Origin of the sequence: Aurantibacter crassamenti, from assembly GCF_016811105.1 — a bacterium.
GTDB lineage: Bacteria > Bacteroidota > Bacteroidia > Flavobacteriales > Flavobacteriaceae > Aurantibacter_A > Aurantibacter_A crassamenti.
Genome location: NZ_JAFBGM010000002.1, coordinates 474,921 through 490,106 on the forward strand (window position 1 = coordinate 474,921; position 15,186 = coordinate 490,106).

Genomic DNA, 15,186 nt, shown 5'->3' on the forward strand with positions numbered 1-15,186 from the left:
AGTGCCGTTGCTTTCAAATTTTATACTATTTCAATATTATTTTATTAATTGAATTTTCTGCTGCGCTTCAACATTTTCTGTATCAAAGAAACCTTGATTACGCATCCAATCGTCACTATATATTTTACTCATATATCTTGAGCCGTGATCAGGAAAGATAACAACTACATTACTGTTTTCATCAAACTCACCTTTTTCATTGTATTGTTTTAAAGCTTGCATTGCAGCTCCACTTGTGTAGCCAACAAACATACCTTCTGCGCTTGCAATTTCACGAGCGGTATGTGCACTAGCTTCATCGGTCACTTTCATAAACTCGTCAATCACATCAAAGTCAGTAGCCCCAGGAATTAAATTCTTACCTAAACCTTCAATACGATACGGATAAATTTCTTTTTGATCAAATTTACGGGTCTCATGATACTTTTTGAGAATTGATCCAAAAGCATCAACACCCAAAATTCTAACATTCGGATTTTGCTCTTTAAGATATCGTCCGATTCCTGAAATTGTACCACCGGTACCACTGCAAGCTACTAAATGGGTAATATTTCCGTTTGTTTGCTTCCAAATCTCTGGTCCAGTATGCTGATAATGAGCCTCAATATTTAATTGATTGAAATATTGATTAATATAAATACTACCGTCAGTTTCTTCATGAAGCCTTTTAGCAACTTCATAATATGATCTTGGATCATCTGCACTAACATGTGCCGGACAAACATAAACCTCAGCTCCCATGCTTTTCAGCATATCAATCTTATCTTGAGATGATTTAGAGCTAACAGCCAAAATACATTTGTAACCTTTAATAATACTAACCATAGCTATACTAAAGCCTGTATTACCTGATGTAGTTTCTATTATCGTACTACCTTCTTTAAGAATACCTTTTCGCTCAGCTTCTTCAATAATATAGGTAGCTACCCGGTCTTTTGAAGAATGCCCTGGGTTAAAGGCTTCAACCTTGGCATAAAAATTACCAGTTAGGTCAGCGGCAATTCTATTTAGTTTGACTAGTGGTGTATTTCCTATTAAATCTAGGACACTGTCATGTGCATTAATTTGATTTTCCATAAAGGTTAATCTTGTTTAGGGGAACACAATCTCAAACACTCATTTTGTATAGTTCCAAATACAAAATTACGGATTTTTTCCGATTTAGTTGATTTTACCCTCTAAATCAATCATAAAGGCAAACTCTTTTGCGACTTCTTTAAGGGCTTCAAAACGCCCCGAAGCACCACCATGACCAGCTTCCATGTTGGTATCTAAAAATAAAAGATTTTTATCAGTTTTATAATCTCTTAACTTTGCAACCCATTTGGCGGGTTCCCAATATTGTACTTGTGAATCATGTAGACCCGTACTGACATAAAGGTTAGGATAATTTTGTTTTGCCACATTATCGTAGGGCGAATACGATTTCATATACTCGTATGAAGCTTTATCATTTGGGTTACCCCATTCATCATATTCACCGGTAGTTAAAGGTATTGAATCATCTAACATTGTGGTAACAACATCTACAAAGGGTACTGATGCCATTACTCCATTATATAATTCAGGTGCCATATTTATTATAGCCCCCATAAGTAAACCACCAGCTGAACCACCTGAAGCGTATAAATGTTTAGCACTTGTATACTTCTCTTGAATCAAGAATTTTGAACAATCAACAAAATCAGTAAATGTATTTTTTTTATCAAACATTTTACCTGTTTCGTACCATTGTCGTCCTAAATATTGCCCCCCGCGTATATGAGAAATAGCATAAATAAAGCCACGATTCATAAGACTTAATCGTACAGAAGAAAAATAAGGATCGATAGTATGACCATACGAGCCATAAGCATATTGTAATAAAGGGCTGTTACCGTCTAACTTAGTATCTTTATGATAAACTAATGAAATAGGCACTTTTACTCCATCACGTGCGGTAGCCCAAACTCTTTTCGATTTATAGTTCGCTTTATCAAAATTTCCACCTAAAACTTCCTGCTCTTTTTTGATAGTCTTCTCCTTGGTTTCCATATTAAAATCAATAACCGAACTAGGCGAAGTCATTGAATTATAGGCATATCGTAGGATTTTAGTATCAAAATCAACATTTGTACTTGTTGCAGCTGTATATGTTTCGTTATCAAAAGGAAGGAAATAATTATCAGAACTATCCCATCGGACAATATGCAACTTATTTAGACCATTTTCACGCTCAGAAATCACATAATAATCCTTGAAAATATCAATATCTTCCAAAAGAACATCCGCACGATGTGGAATGAATTCTACCCAATTTTCAGATGTTGTTTTATTCTCATCAGTCACCATCATTTTAAAATTGGTAGCTTCGTCTTTATTCGTATGCACATAAAATTTATCATCATAGTGATAAATTCCATATTCCACGCCACGCTCACGTGCGTTAAACATTTCAAATTTTCCGTTTGGATCATCTGCACGTAAAGTTTGATATTCAGACGTTAAAGTACTGGTAGAGCCTATAATTATATATTTCTTAGATTTTGATTTATATACAAAGGCATAAAAGGTTTCATCTTTTTCATGAAATATCAATTCATCATCTTCAACTGAAGTGCCTACAATATGCTTGTATATTTTATCTGATCTTAATGTAACAGGGTCCTTTTTGGTGTAAAATAATGTTTTATTATCATCAGCCCAGACCGAACCTCCAGTAGTATTTTCAATCTTATCGGCATAAATCTCACCTGTTATTAAGTTTTTTATTTGAATGGTATATTGACGACGTGACACAGTATCAACAGCGAAAGAAGCCATCGTATTATCTGGACTAACACTTATACCACCCAACTGAAAATAATCATGGTCTTTAGCCATTTCATTACCATCGAACATTATTTCTTCAGAAGCTCTTTCACTTTCCTTTTTTCTTGAATAAATAGGATACTCTTTACCTATCTCAAATCTTTTTAAATACCAATAACCATTTAGCTTATAAGGCACTGAAGAATCATCTTCCTTAATTCTTGACTTCATTTCAATAAAAAGATTGTCTTGAAATTCTTTCGTATGCTCTGTAGACTTCTGATAATAAGTATTTTCAGCCTCTAAATATGAAATTACTTCAGGATCCTCTCGATCATTCATCCAATAGTAATTATCAATACGCACGTCACCATGCTTTTCAAGTTCTTTAGCCACTTTTTTAGCTATTGGTGCATCAATTTTACTCATTGTATTTTTATGATTTTGACAAGAAAGCGCAAAAGTAACGCTAATCAGACAAAACAAACTTTTTTTAATTCTGAGTCTCATTAAAATTCCATTTATAATGAAATTTAGTAATTTTGAATAATAATATTATAAATTATGTTTGGAGATTTAATGGGAATGATGGGTAAATTGAAAGAAACCCAAGAAAAAGTACAAGCTACCAAAGAAAGACTAAATCATGTATTACTTGATGAGGCGTCTGCCGATGGAATGCTAAAGGTTACTATTACTGCAAATAGAACCATAAAGAACATAGAAATAGATAGTAGTCTATTAGAAGACAAAGAGCAACTTGAAGATTATTTAGTTCTTACGTTGAACAAAGCAATAGAACGTGCTTCTACTGTTAATGAAACTGAATTAGGTGCTGTTGCTAAAGAAGGAATGCCGAACATTCCAGGTATGGATTCATTTTTAAAATAGACTTTGGCAAGTTTATTGTAATTCTAAACAAAATGATTTTATGAAATATGCAATCCTTTTAATCTTAATGCCACTACTAACTTTCGGGCAGTTGGATAATGATACCAATGATTTTTCAAATTGGCAAACCGATTATGACATTGCTATTTCACAAGCCAAAAATGAAAATAAAAATCTTATAGTTTATTTTACAGGAAGTGATTGGTGTGGTCCTTGTAAAATGCTAAAGAAAGATTTATTTGCAAAAGATGAATTTAAAACCATAACAGAATCTTTTGTTATGCTTTATGTTGATATACCTCGTAGTGTAGATATTTTGGCGCCTGAACAAATGCAAAACAATAAAGAGCTTCTTAAAAAGCTAAATAAGAAAGGGGTTTTTCCTTATTTCAAAATATTGAGTCCGAAAGAAAAAGTACTTGATGAGTATTCAGGTTATAATATGAATGGGGAAATCAACTACCATCTTGAATTCTTTAGAAAAAACATATAATTCACTTCATAAAATACAAAAAGGGCTTTCTAAACGAAAGCCCTTTTTTATTGGTTAAGAAAGTAATTCTAACCTAGTTGTTGATCAATCTAAATTGAGTTCTTCTGTTAGCAGCGTGCTCTCTTTGTGTACAAGAAACGCCATCTTTACATCTATTTAATAGTTTTGTTTCACCATAACCATTGGCAACTAAAAGACTAGAATTTACTCCTTTAGAAATTAAGTAGTCAGCAACAGCAGTTGCTCTTCTTTCAGAAAGTTCTTGGTTTGAACCTGCATTACCTTGTGAATCAGTATGAGAAGCTAATTCTACCTTTACACCAGGGTTTTGAGCTAATACAGGCATTAACCTTGTATCAATGATAGTTTTAGCCTGAGAAGTTAATGTTGCGCTACCTAAGTTCCAACTAATTGGTAAGGCTTGATATTCAACTAAAGAACATTCTACTTCTTTCCAAGTAGTTAAACCACCTTTTTCCTTTAAAACTTCTTTAGTAACCGTTTTGGTAACTGGCGGCACTATTTCTTCAATAGTTTGAGCATCAGTATCAAGAACAGTTTTAGTTATTTCAGCATATTCTGCAGGAATAACTTCTTCAATAACTTTAGCTGGTTCTAATAATACCGTTTTAGAATAAGAAGCATCTTTTGAACCAATGGGGGTACTATTTGTTGATGCATCGTTTGATAATACCTGAGTGTCAATTGTTGTAAACTCAGCTGGGTACCCTTTATAACACCAATATCTACAATCATCAGGATTGCCAGAGGCGCAGTTAGGAGCAGAAGCACCTAATTCCCATTGAGCATAGGCTGGTTTAACTTCTACAGTTTCAGAACCTGCTGCAAAACTAGCAGGAACAACTTTTAATACATTTCCTCCTTGTTTAGCAACATACGTAACTGTTTCTTTTCCCCATTTAGCGGGCACAACAGTTAGCTTCTTACCTTCGTCTTTTACTAAAACTCTTTCAGTAACAGTTTTAAAAGTTGCGGGTACAGTCTTTAAGACTTTATAACCTGGTTTAATGGTTAAAGTAACAGTCTCATTTACGTATACATCAGGGGTTGTACAACGTACGTAACATTTACCCGGTTCCGGGTTTTGGGGCAAATCTTGGGCATAAGAAATCATACCGACAAATGCCGAGCATAGGAATAAAAACTTTTTCATTTTACTATATGTTTATAATTAATGGTATCGCTAAAGTAATGTTTTTAAATTAAATGTTAATTTTTTTAAGATATTTTTTAAACAAATTAAGATATTATTTAATCCCACAATACAAATAACAACGACTAAACAACCTTATTTATAGCCATAAAAAATCGTACTTTTACTTAAAGTGATACTTTAAAATGATAGCGCAACACAAAACTGATTCTGGTTATACTTTTAATATTCAGGCTGAAAGCGATGAGGCGCTATTTAATAGTATCACCTTTTCTTCTCAAGAAGAAGTAGTATTAGTTCTAAGTGAATTGACAGGCGATAACATGCCACTCAATACCTTTGAAAGAAAAACCAATAATGAGGGTAAATTTTTATTTAATGTGAAGAATTCTAACGGAAGGCTAATTGGCTCAAGCCAATTATATAATTCTGAGGCTGGTATGCAGAATGGTATTAAAAATCTCAAAAAAATACTTGCATCACTAAAACCTTAATTACAAATCTTTTAGAATTTCTAGTAATACTTGATGCATATTTTGGGTATAATTTAAATGGGTAACCATTCGTAACTTACCCTGCCCCATGCTTATTATATGAATATTCTTGCTCAAAAGTTTACTTAGAAACAATTCTTCACTAATGATTGTCTTATCTAATTCAAAAATGAGAATATTAGTCTCTATAGGTTCTACCTTTTTCACATAAGATAAACCACGTAAAACCTCACCTATTTCTTGAGCTCTTTTATGATCTTCAGTTAATCGTTCGATATGATTGTCTAGTGCATAGATTCCTGCCGCTGCAAGAAAACCAGCTTGTCGCATTCCTCCACCAAAAATTTTCCGAATTCGTAATGCTCTATTTATAAGTTCTGTGCTACCAACCAAAACCGATCCTACAGGGCATCCCAAACCTTTGCTCAAACAAACACTAATAGTATCAAAAAGTTCACCATACTGTTCTGGCGTTTCATTTTTAGCAACCAATGCATTCCAAAGGCGTGCCCCGTCTAAATGATACCCCAAACCATTTGAGGTACAGACTTTTTTGATTCGCTTTAATTCTTTAAAATCCCAACAAGCTCCCCCACCCTTGTTCGTTGTATTTTCTATACATACAAGAGAAGTTAGTGGACTGTGATAAAAATCAGGCGGGTTAATAGCTTCTATAACTTGTTCAGCTGTCATCATGCCTCTATAACCATCTACCAATTTGCATGAAACTCCACTATTGAAGCTAACGCCTCCACCCTCATAATTATATACATGGGCAAATTTATCGCAAATCAATTGATCACCTGGGTTTGTAAGTAACTTTATTGCCGTCTGATTCGCCATGATACCTGAAGGAAAATACAAAGCAGCTTCTTTACCAAACAATTCAGCCACTTTTTTTTCCAACGCATTTACGGTTGGATCGGCTTTAAAAACATCATCACCAACTTCTGCATTCATCATTGCTTCAAGCATGCCAGAAGTTGGCTTTGTAACAGTATCGCTAATAAGGTTAATCTCCAAAATGATTTTATTGCTATTGGTTATAACTTAAAGTACGAACAATTTTAAGAAAATTAAACAGCTATTACAAGCTAAAACATTTGTATTAATAATGTATTCTGAAGCTATCTCTACACTTCTCAACTTGTCTAAAACAAGTAAGACATATTTCTAAGATTAATTTTTTTGTTAAAATCGATTTGTTAAAAATCAGTATTAATTTTTATGAGCATGATTAATTCACGCACTTATTATTAATTATTTAACACCTTGAAACACCTTGAAAATCACTAACTTATTACAAACAAAAAAGGTATGGACAATATTGAAAATCAAATTTTCTCTTCGTACGAAAGAAACCCCATTTTATATGATGAAATCTATAAAAAGAAGGGGCAAATAAAAAAGGTTTATAAAAAATTATTTGAACTCTACGGTAAACATTCAATACAAGATTATGTAAATCTCAATGCAAAGGCTAAGTCTTCTTTTTTTAATCAAGGAATAACCTTTCAAGTATATAATGATAAAGACACCCAAGAAAAGATATTTCCCTTTGATTTATTTCCAAGAATAATTGCCCCAGATGAATGGGAGATAATAGAAAAAGGTGCCATACAAAGAAGTAAAGCATTAAATCTTTTTCTATGGGATATTTATCACGATAAAAATATAATTAGAGAAGGTATTGTACCAATGGAACTAATTAGTACTTCTGAGAACTATTTAGACCAAATGGTTGGAATAGATCCTCCTGGAGGAATTTATAATCACATTTCAGGTACTGATATTATTAAACACAATGATGGCAAATACTATGTACTAGAAGATAATATACGTTGCCCATCAGGTGTTAGCTATGTTATTTGCAATAGAACCGCCCTTAAACGAGCCTTGTTCGGCGTCTTTAATCATTACAAAACTTATTCCGTTACTAATTATGCTGAAAATCTCTTAGATTTATTAGAAACAACAAAACCAAAAGGGGTTGATGTACCAGTTTCTGTAGTTATTACCCCAGGCATGTTCAACTCTGCCTTTTATGAGCACTCCTATTTGGCAAAAACTATGGGCGTAGAATTGGTAGAAGGTCGCGATCTTTTTGTTGAGAACGACTTTGTGTATATGAAAACCATAAAAGGCCCAATCAAAGTTGATATTATTTATCGCCGAATTGATGATCAATTTATTGACCCATTAGAATTCAAGCCTGATTCTACTCTCGGAGTTCCCGGTCTATTCGCAGCCTATAAAAAAGGTAATGTAACCTTAGCAAATGCCCCAGGTACGGGTGTGGCTGATGACAAAGCTGTGTATACCTACATGCCCCAGATTATTAAATATTATTTAAACGAAGAACCTATACTGAATAATGTTCATACATATCATTGTAGTAGACCTGATGAACTTAAATATGTTCTAGAACATATTCATGAATTAGTTATTAAACCAGTTGATGAAGCTGGTGGTTATGGTATTTCAATTGGAAATAGATTAACTAAAGCTGAAATTGAAACAGTAAAAAAGCAAATTACTGAATCACCAAGAAAATATGTTGCCCAACCGATAATGTCATTATCGGTACATCCAACATATATTGATGAAAGTGAATCATTTGAACAACGTCATGTTGATTTAAGGACATTTACAATTTTAGGAAAAGACAAAGAATTTGTTTTAAAAGGAGGTTTAACACGTGTAGCGTTGCAAAAAGGTAATCTCATTGTGAATTCATCACAAGGTGGTGGATCAAAAGATACTTGGGTGCTAAAAGGTTAAATAAACAATTTAGCGCATTGACCCTTTTATTAACTAGAATATGAACTTGAAAAAATAAAAGTATGCTGGCAAGAGTAGCAAATAACCTTTTCTGGATGGGCAGATATATTGAACGATCAGAACACATAGCCCGATATCTTAATGTAAATTATTTTTCATCTTTAGATGCACCTAACGCTAAATCGCAAGATAGACAGTTCGTTCTTAGATCAATGCTCTTCTTAGTTGGAGAACCAGATGTAGACGAAAATGTCATATTAAAAGAACAAGAAGTATTGTTTAAAATAGGATTAGATACAGAATCACCTTTCTCAATAATCAATAATGTGAAATATGCTAGAGAGAATGCCAACAGTGCTAGAGATTTAATTTCAACAGAGTTATATGAATCAATAAATAAATTTTACCACTTTGTGTTGAACTATCCTTCTGACATATTCTTAAAAAACGGTTTGCATGATTTTACAAGCAATGTTGCTGAAATGACCGCCATACTTCGTGGCAAAATTAGAGGAACACTATTACATGATTCTGTCTATGCAATTATTATGATGGGTGTTAATATTGAACGAGCCAACCAAATCATTCGCATAATAAACACAAAATACAATGATGCTTTAAAAGCTCAAGGCAGTTATGGAGATAAGTTTGGTAATAGTTTTGAATGGACAACCTTATTAAAATGTGCTGAATCTTATGATATGATGCGACGATTTTATAAGAAAACACCAACCAGTATATCTACTTTAGAATTTTTAATTCTTAATCCTAATTGTCCTAGATCAATAATGAATAGTTTAAATCAGGTATACAAAAACATTAAAATTTTGGATCCGAGTATGGCATACAATAAAAAATCAACAGCTTTTTTGATTGGTAAAGTACGGGCTGAATATCAATACAAGTATATTGAAGAAATAGAAGAAAACATTCAAATTTTTATCGAAGATATTCTTAACAGTTTGAATGAAATTAGTCTTAAAATGGAAAAAGAATTTTTCAATTACTAAATGCTGTTAATCTACTACCTTAGCACACCTTGTAAATAAACAAATGTCATTAGAATATTCTATAGTATATAAAGCAGAAAACAACTATCAAAATTGGGTTGAACAAGCGCATTGGCAATTTTTAATAATACCCGAAGTAAATAATAATCAGGAATTTGTAAATATTGATTTTTCTAATTCAGTAGGGGCTACAAACCAATTTTCTATTAATGGTTATGGATTCAAAACAATTCGGGTACATCCGAAACAAAAATTTAAAAACATTTCATTTGAAGCTACATTTCGTTTAATAAAGAAAGAAGTGAATCCATTTGATTTTAATCCGTCGGCAGATATTGAACAATCGTACCAAAAGTTAAATGAATTAAATTTTAAAGTAGATTTTGAAGCATTCTTAAAAACTACCCATTTCACACGGATTCCACAAGCGCAAAAAAGTATGTTTGATTTTGAAAAAGACATATCAATTTTTGAAAACCTTCAGAACCTTAATCATTTTGTATTTAATTATCTACGATTTAAAACTAATGTAACTGATGTAAAAACCACATTAGATGAAATAATAGTTGAACGCCAAGGTGTATGTCAAGACTTTACACATCTATTTTGTGCCGTAGCTAGAAAAAATGATATTCCTGCAAGATATGTTTCAGGTTATTTACATCAAGGCAATGGCTACTTTGGTGATTCACAAATGCATGCTTGGGCAGAGGCATATATTCCTAAAATAGGTTGGGTAGGTTTTGACCCCACTAACAATTTACTAGCCAATACAAACCATATTAAGGTAGCCCATGGTAAAGATTACACAGATTGCTCTCCCCTAAAAGGTGTGGTATACACAACAGGTACTAATGAAACCTCGCATACGGTTCAAGTTTTGAGTCAACAACAACAATAATTACATCGTGGTACGATAAAGAGTACTATTTTAGCCAAAAATTAAAATTAATGACAATCACTACTGACCATTTTAAAGGTCTTCAAGATCGCCTTGGTGCGTTAAGGAGGTATCTTTGACATCGATGCGAAACTTATTGAAATAGAGAACGAGCAAGAAAAAACCCTCGCTCCTGATTTTTGGGACAATCCGCAAGAAGCGCAAGCACATATGAAATTTATTCAATCCAAAAAACAATGGGTTGATGATTACAATGGTGCTATGACTTTGGTAGGCGACCTTGAAGTGTTACTTGAATTTTACCAAGAAGGTGAAGTGAAAGAAACCGAAGTTGTTGCCCAATATGAAAAGTCTTTGAATCTAATTGAAAAATTAGAATTCAAGAATATGCTTTCAGAAGAAGGTGATGAATTACCTGCGGTACTTCAAATTACTGCTGGTGCTGGTGGAACTGAAAGTTGCGACTGGGCAGCCATGTTAATGCGCATGTACATGATGTGGGCAGAAAAAAGCGGGTATAAAGTTAAAGAACTCAATTACCAAGAGGGTGATGTTGCTGGCATTAAAACTGTTACACTTGAAATTGAAGGTGAATTTTCTTTCGGATGGCTCAAGGGTGAAAATGGTGTACATCGTTTAGTTCGTATCTCGCCTTTTGATAGTAATGCCAAAAGACATACTTCGTTTGCCTCTGTGTACGTCTACCCATTAGTTGATGATAGCATAGAGATTGATGTAAACCCAGCAGATATAGAAATAACCACAGCACGTTCTAGTGGTGCAGGTGGTCAGAATGTGAATAAAGTTGAAACTAAAGTACAGTTGGTACATAAACCAAGTGGAATTCAAATTTCATGTTCAGATTCACGTAGTCAACATGACAATAGAGCTACAGCTTTAAAAATGTTAAAATCTCAATTGTATGAAATTGAATTGCGTAAAAAAATGGAAGCTAGGCAAGAAATTGAATCTTCTAAAATGAAGATTGAATGGGGCTCACAAATAAGAAATTACGTAATGCATCCGTATAAACTAGTAAAAGATGTGCGCACCAGTGAAGAAACGGGCAATGTAGATGCCGTCATGGATGGTGACATAGATCGTTTCTTAAAAGCTTTCTTAATGATGATGGGTCAAAAAGAAGAGGAATAAGCCAATAAACCCATTATTCAAGACTCTCTTTAAATCTAAATTTTAAATTAATGATAAAAATATACCACAATCCTAGATGTAGTAAATCTCGTGAAGGATTAGCGATTCTTGAAAATTCAGGAAAAAAGTTTGAGGTTATAAAATATTTAGAAAACGTACCTACCATAGAAGAACTTACCGAAGTTCTACAGCGTTTAGGTATAAAACCGCAACAATTATTACGCAAAACCGAAGCAATTTGGAAAGAAAAGTATAAAGGCCAAGAGTTGTCTGATGCTGAAATTATAGCTATAATGGTGGCCAACCCAAAACTAATTGAAAGGCCTATCGTTGTTAATGGTAAAAAAGCAGTTTTAGGCAGACCACCTCAAAACATTCTGAATATCATTTAATTGGCATGAGTTTTGCAATTTTGTGGTAATTTCATTTAACAAAGTTTTAACCAAAGACGGTTAAACCTTCTTTTAATTTTACAATCAAACAAAAGTTCGCGATTATGAAAATCAATACAAAGTTTCTATTTGCAGCATTTATTATTTTATTAACCGGAGCTGAATTGCAGGCTCAATATGGATATGGCAACGGATATGGAGGTGGTGGATATGGTTATGGTTACGGTAGGCAACGCAATGCCATTCCTCAAGCACATTCCGAGCCTAAAGCACCAGAGCCTAAAACCGCTGATCAAATAGTTGATGATGAAATGCCTGGTATTACCGAGGCATTAGAGCTAAATGAATTTGAAGCAGCTGTAATGAGTTCTATTTTGAAAAAATCCATTCAAAAAAGAATTGAATTACAAATACTAGAATTGGCGCCAGATAAAATGCGCGAAGCACTAGAAAAAATAACTGAGCAACAGACCGAAGAATTAAAATCTGGTCTATCAGAAGAAAAATATGAAGCGTTTGTAGAGCTTCAGAAAAAAGGTCTCGCCAAGGCCCAAAAAGAAAAGAAAAAAGAAGGCAAAAAGAAGAAAAAAAAGAAGAAAAAACCAAAAGACTAACATGCAAAAAATCCTGACCCTATCCCTATTCTTATTTTGTTCAATCATTTATTCACAAAGACCACAAGGTCAGCGATCCAATCCCATTCATATTACAGGTACCGTTATCGATAGTGAAGACGGCCAACCACTAGAGTATGCAACTTTGGTCTTACAAAGTGTACAAAATCCAGAAAAAGTTACAGGTGGCATCACCGACCTGGAAGGTAAATTTGATGTCGAGACTACTCCAGGAGAATATAATATTCGTATAGAATATATTTCATATAAAACATATGAATTACCCAACCAAACGATTAAAGAATCAACTGATTTAGGCACCATTAAATTAGCTTTAGATGTTGCCCAATTAGAAGGCGTTGAGGTTGTTGGCGAAAAAACCACGGTGGAAATCCGTCTAGATAAAAAAATCTATAATATTGGTAAAGATTTAACCAATAGTGGCGCTACTATTACTGATGCCTTAAACAATGTACCTTCTGTAGACGTTGACGTAGAAGGTGCAATAAGTTTAAGAGGTAATGAGAATGTAAGAATATTAATTAATGGAAAACCTTCTGCCTTAGCTGGTTTTGGTTCGACCGATGCACTTGGTGCACTTCCTGCCGATGCCATTGAAAAAGTAGAAGTTATTACTAGTCCCTCAGCTAGATACGACGCAGAAGGTACCGCAGGTATTTTAAATATCGTTCTAAAGAAAGAAAAAACATTAGGTTTTAATGGCTCTGTAAATACTACCATTGGTTTTCCGATTAACAGTGGAATATCTGTCAATACAAACCTTAGAACAGACAAATTCAACATTTTTAACACTACCGGATATAGCTATCGCGATGCACCTGGAAATGCTTATTTCGATAATACGTACACTTCAGGAAGCTTTGATAGAATCTATGAAGATAGAGAATACAACAGGCTGAGAAAGGGTTTTAATACAAACTTAGGCCTAGAGTATTTTTTAACAGATAATTCTTCTATTACGGGTAGCGTTTTTTATAGAACTTCAGACGGTGAAGATGAAACCGAAAATACGAATCAACGTTACAATAATAATATAGTAAATAGTTTAACTTATAGAACCGAAGATGAAACTGAAGATGATACGAATTATCAATTCTCTTTAAATTATGTAAATGATTTAAATGAGGACGGGGAAAAATTAACCGTAGACCTTCAATACTCAAGAGGTGACGAAGAGAAATTTTCTATTATTGAAGAAAATGAAACAGTGCCAACCGAAAATCTTATAGTACTTGAAAATGTTTATGAAATTGAAGCCGAAAATGAATATTTAATACAAGCAGATTATGTACTTCCTATGGAAGATGCACAATTTGAAATTGGATATAGGGGCAAATTTGAAGAAGATATCACAGATTATAGGTTAGATTCTCTGAACCAAACTAGTGGTCTTTTTGACTTAAATGAGAACCTAACTAATGTTTTCACATATTCCGAAAACATAAACGCCTTGTACTCTCAATATGGAAATAAATTTGGCAAGTTCTCTTTCCTATTAGGTCTAAGATTAGAAAACACGCAACTGAAAGGACAATTAGAATCTGAATTTGATACCTCAGAGTTAGAGGAGCAGTTAGGCGTTGATGTAGACGTGAATTTTAACAAAAATTATTTAGGGTTATTTCCTACTTTGAATTTAATATTTGAGTTGCGCGAAAATGAAAACATAACACTAGGTTATAATAGACGGATAAATAGACCCAGAGGTCGCTACGTAAATCCTTTTCCTTCTAGATCAAGTAGAACTAATATTTTTCAAGGTAACCCTGATTTAAATCCAGCCTTTTCAAATGCTTTTGATTTAGGCTATTTAAAAAGATGGGATAAGCTTACTTTAACTTCTTCAATTTACTATCAAAGAGAAACAAATTCTTTTGAAAGGGTACAAGAAGAAACTGGACAAACTACTACAGATGGTATTGAAATAATTAGGTCAATACCCATAAACCTATCAACTAATAATAGAATTGGTGTAGAAGCGGGTACAATGTATAACCCAACAAAATGGTTACGTTTAAATACTAGTTTTAACTTCTTCCAGTTTTCTAGTGAAGGTTTATTTAATGGAGTGGATTATGGTGCAACTAATACAAGTTGGTTTGCACGATTTAGTTCTAAAGTTTCTTTACCTGCTAAAATTGATTGGCAGACAAACGCTTTTTACAGAGGACCATCTCAAAATGCACAAACCGAATCCAAAGGAATATTTTCATTAAACTTAGCTTTCAGTAAAGACATTCTAAAAGATAACGGTACAATTTCAATGAACGTAAGTGATTTATTAAACACGAGAAAAAGAAGATCTTTTACTGAAACTGAATTCTTTACCTCTGAGAGTGAATTTCAATGGAGAAGAAGACAAGTTACTTTTGGATTCGTATATCGCTTTAATCAACCTAAGGAACGAAATAAAGGTAATCGTCAAGGAGGTGGCGGTAACGATGGAGGAGATTTTGACGAAGAAGGATAGATT

Annotated in this window: 14 protein-coding genes; 10 read left to right on the forward strand and 4 right to left on the reverse strand. The window is 33.5% G+C overall.

Going from position 1 to position 15,186, the window contains the following annotated elements; all coding sequences use genetic code 11:
* Nucleotides 1-36: 36 nt before the first annotated feature.
* Together JQC67_RS14645 and JQC67_RS14650 are read right to left on the reverse strand one after the other, a co-directional pair.
* On the reverse strand, nucleotides 37-1,077 hold the full coding sequence (locus JQC67_RS14645) for a PLP-dependent cysteine synthase family protein (RefSeq protein ID WP_203253666.1): 1,041 nt from the start codon (nucleotides 1,075-1,077) through the stop codon (nucleotides 37-39).
* An 84-nt stretch (nucleotides 1,078-1,161) separates the two neighbouring features.
* A complete protein-coding gene (locus JQC67_RS14650; RefSeq protein ID WP_203253667.1) occupies nucleotides 1,162-3,300 on the reverse strand; it encodes a S9 family peptidase in 2,139 nt (712 codons plus the stop codon).
* Between the two features lie 54 nt (nucleotides 3,301-3,354).
* Here JQC67_RS14650 and JQC67_RS14655 point away from each other — a divergent pair, with 54 nt between their 5' ends.
* Both JQC67_RS14655 and JQC67_RS14660 read left to right on the forward strand, forming a co-directional pair.
* Nucleotides 3,355-3,681, forward strand: coding sequence for a YbaB/EbfC family nucleoid-associated protein (locus JQC67_RS14655; RefSeq protein WP_203253668.1), 327 nt, complete (start codon nucleotides 3,355-3,357; stop codon nucleotides 3,679-3,681).
* 40 nt (nucleotides 3,682-3,721) lie between these two features.
* Nucleotides 3,722-4,174, forward strand: a complete 453-nt coding sequence (locus tag JQC67_RS14660) for a thioredoxin family protein (RefSeq protein ID WP_203253669.1) — start codon at nucleotides 3,722-3,724, stop codon at nucleotides 4,172-4,174.
* Nucleotides 4,175-4,247: 73 nt separating this feature from the next.
* Here JQC67_RS14660 and JQC67_RS14665 read toward each other — a convergent pair whose 3' ends face one another.
* Nucleotides 4,248-5,348, reverse strand: coding sequence for an OmpA family protein (locus tag JQC67_RS14665; protein ID WP_203253670.1), 1,101 nt, complete (start codon nucleotides 5,346-5,348; stop codon nucleotides 4,248-4,250).
* A 185-nt stretch (nucleotides 5,349-5,533) separates the two neighbouring features.
* Between JQC67_RS14665 and JQC67_RS14670 the strand changes: the two genes are divergently transcribed.
* Entirely contained in the window at nucleotides 5,534-5,842 is a 309-nt protein-coding gene (locus JQC67_RS14670) for a YegP family protein (RefSeq protein ID WP_203253671.1), read from the forward strand.
* Here JQC67_RS14670 and JQC67_RS14675 read toward each other — a convergent pair whose 3' ends face one another.
* Nucleotides 5,843-6,865 carry a threonine aldolase family protein gene (locus JQC67_RS14675; RefSeq protein WP_203253672.1) on the reverse strand — a complete coding sequence of 341 codons (1,023 nt, stop codon included), beginning with the start codon at nucleotides 6,863-6,865 and terminating at the stop codon, nucleotides 5,843-5,845. It abuts the gene before it with no gap.
* A gap of 294 nt (nucleotides 6,866-7,159) precedes the next feature.
* Here JQC67_RS14675 and JQC67_RS14680 point away from each other — a divergent pair, with 294 nt between their 5' ends.
* The 7 genes from JQC67_RS14680 (at nucleotide 7,160) to JQC67_RS14710 (ending at nucleotide 15,183) form a co-directional block, all read left to right on the forward strand.
* Nucleotides 7,160-8,623, forward strand: a complete 1,464-nt coding sequence (locus tag JQC67_RS14680; protein WP_203253673.1) for a circularly permuted type 2 ATP-grasp protein — start codon at nucleotides 7,160-7,162, stop codon at nucleotides 8,621-8,623.
* Nucleotides 8,624-8,685: 62 nt separating this feature from the next.
* Nucleotides 8,686-9,633, forward strand: coding sequence for an alpha-E domain-containing protein (locus JQC67_RS14685; RefSeq protein WP_203253674.1), 948 nt, complete (start codon nucleotides 8,686-8,688; stop codon nucleotides 9,631-9,633).
* A 43-nt stretch (nucleotides 9,634-9,676) separates the two neighbouring features.
* A complete protein-coding gene (locus JQC67_RS14690; protein WP_203253675.1) occupies nucleotides 9,677-10,534 on the forward strand; it encodes a transglutaminase-like domain-containing protein in 858 nt (285 codons plus the stop codon).
* A 50-nt stretch (nucleotides 10,535-10,584) separates the two neighbouring features.
* Nucleotides 10,585-11,686, forward strand: a protein-coding gene (gene prfB, locus JQC67_RS14695) for a peptide chain release factor 2 (RefSeq protein ID WP_203253676.1) whose coding sequence is annotated in 2 segments (ribosomal slippage) — nucleotides 10,585-10,650 and nucleotides 10,652-11,686 — 1,101 coding nt in all. Because the reading frame shifts where the segments join, the coding sequence is not laid out codon by codon here.
* Nucleotides 11,687-11,736: 50 nt separating this feature from the next.
* A complete protein-coding gene (gene arsC / locus JQC67_RS14700) occupies nucleotides 11,737-12,078 on the forward strand; it encodes an arsenate reductase (glutaredoxin) (RefSeq protein ID WP_203253677.1) in 342 nt (113 codons plus the stop codon).
* A gap of 104 nt (nucleotides 12,079-12,182) precedes the next feature.
* On the forward strand, nucleotides 12,183-12,692 hold the full coding sequence (locus JQC67_RS14705; RefSeq protein WP_203253678.1) for a hypothetical protein: 510 nt from the start codon (nucleotides 12,183-12,185) through the stop codon (nucleotides 12,690-12,692).
* Nucleotide 12,693: 1 nt separating this feature from the next.
* Nucleotides 12,694-15,183 carry a TonB-dependent receptor domain-containing protein gene (locus JQC67_RS14710; protein ID WP_203253679.1) on the forward strand — a complete coding sequence of 830 codons (2,490 nt, stop codon included), beginning with the start codon at nucleotides 12,694-12,696 and terminating at the stop codon, nucleotides 15,181-15,183.
* Nucleotides 15,184-15,186: the final 3 nt, after the last annotated feature.

Coding starts and splice junctions, on each gene's coding strand:
- JQC67_RS14645 (WP_203253666.1), bottom strand. CDS start 1,077: ATGGAAAATCAAATTAATGCACATGACAGTGTCCTAGATTTAATAGGA.
- JQC67_RS14650 (WP_203253667.1), bottom strand. CDS start 3,300: ATGAGACTCAGAATTAAAAAAAGTTTGTTTTGTCTGATTAGCGTTACT.
- JQC67_RS14655 (WP_203253668.1), top strand. CDS start 3,355: ATGTTTGGAGATTTAATGGGAATGATGGGTAAATTGAAAGAAACCCAA.
- JQC67_RS14660 (WP_203253669.1), top strand. CDS start 3,722: ATGAAATATGCAATCCTTTTAATCTTAATGCCACTACTAACTTTCGGG.
- JQC67_RS14665 (WP_203253670.1), bottom strand. CDS start 5,348: ATGAAAAAGTTTTTATTCCTATGCTCGGCATTTGTCGGTATGATTTCT.
- JQC67_RS14670 (WP_203253671.1), top strand. CDS start 5,534: ATGATAGCGCAACACAAAACTGATTCTGGTTATACTTTTAATATTCAG.
- JQC67_RS14680 (WP_203253673.1), top strand. CDS start 7,160: ATGGACAATATTGAAAATCAAATTTTCTCTTCGTACGAAAGAAACCCC.
- JQC67_RS14685 (WP_203253674.1), top strand. CDS start 8,686: ATGCTGGCAAGAGTAGCAAATAACCTTTTCTGGATGGGCAGATATATT.
- JQC67_RS14690 (WP_203253675.1), top strand. CDS start 9,677: ATGTCATTAGAATATTCTATAGTATATAAAGCAGAAAACAACTATCAA.
- arsC (WP_203253677.1), top strand. CDS start 11,737: ATGATAAAAATATACCACAATCCTAGATGTAGTAAATCTCGTGAAGGA.
- JQC67_RS14705 (WP_203253678.1), top strand. CDS start 12,183: ATGAAAATCAATACAAAGTTTCTATTTGCAGCATTTATTATTTTATTA.
- JQC67_RS14710 (WP_203253679.1), top strand. CDS start 12,694: ATGCAAAAAATCCTGACCCTATCCCTATTCTTATTTTGTTCAATCATT.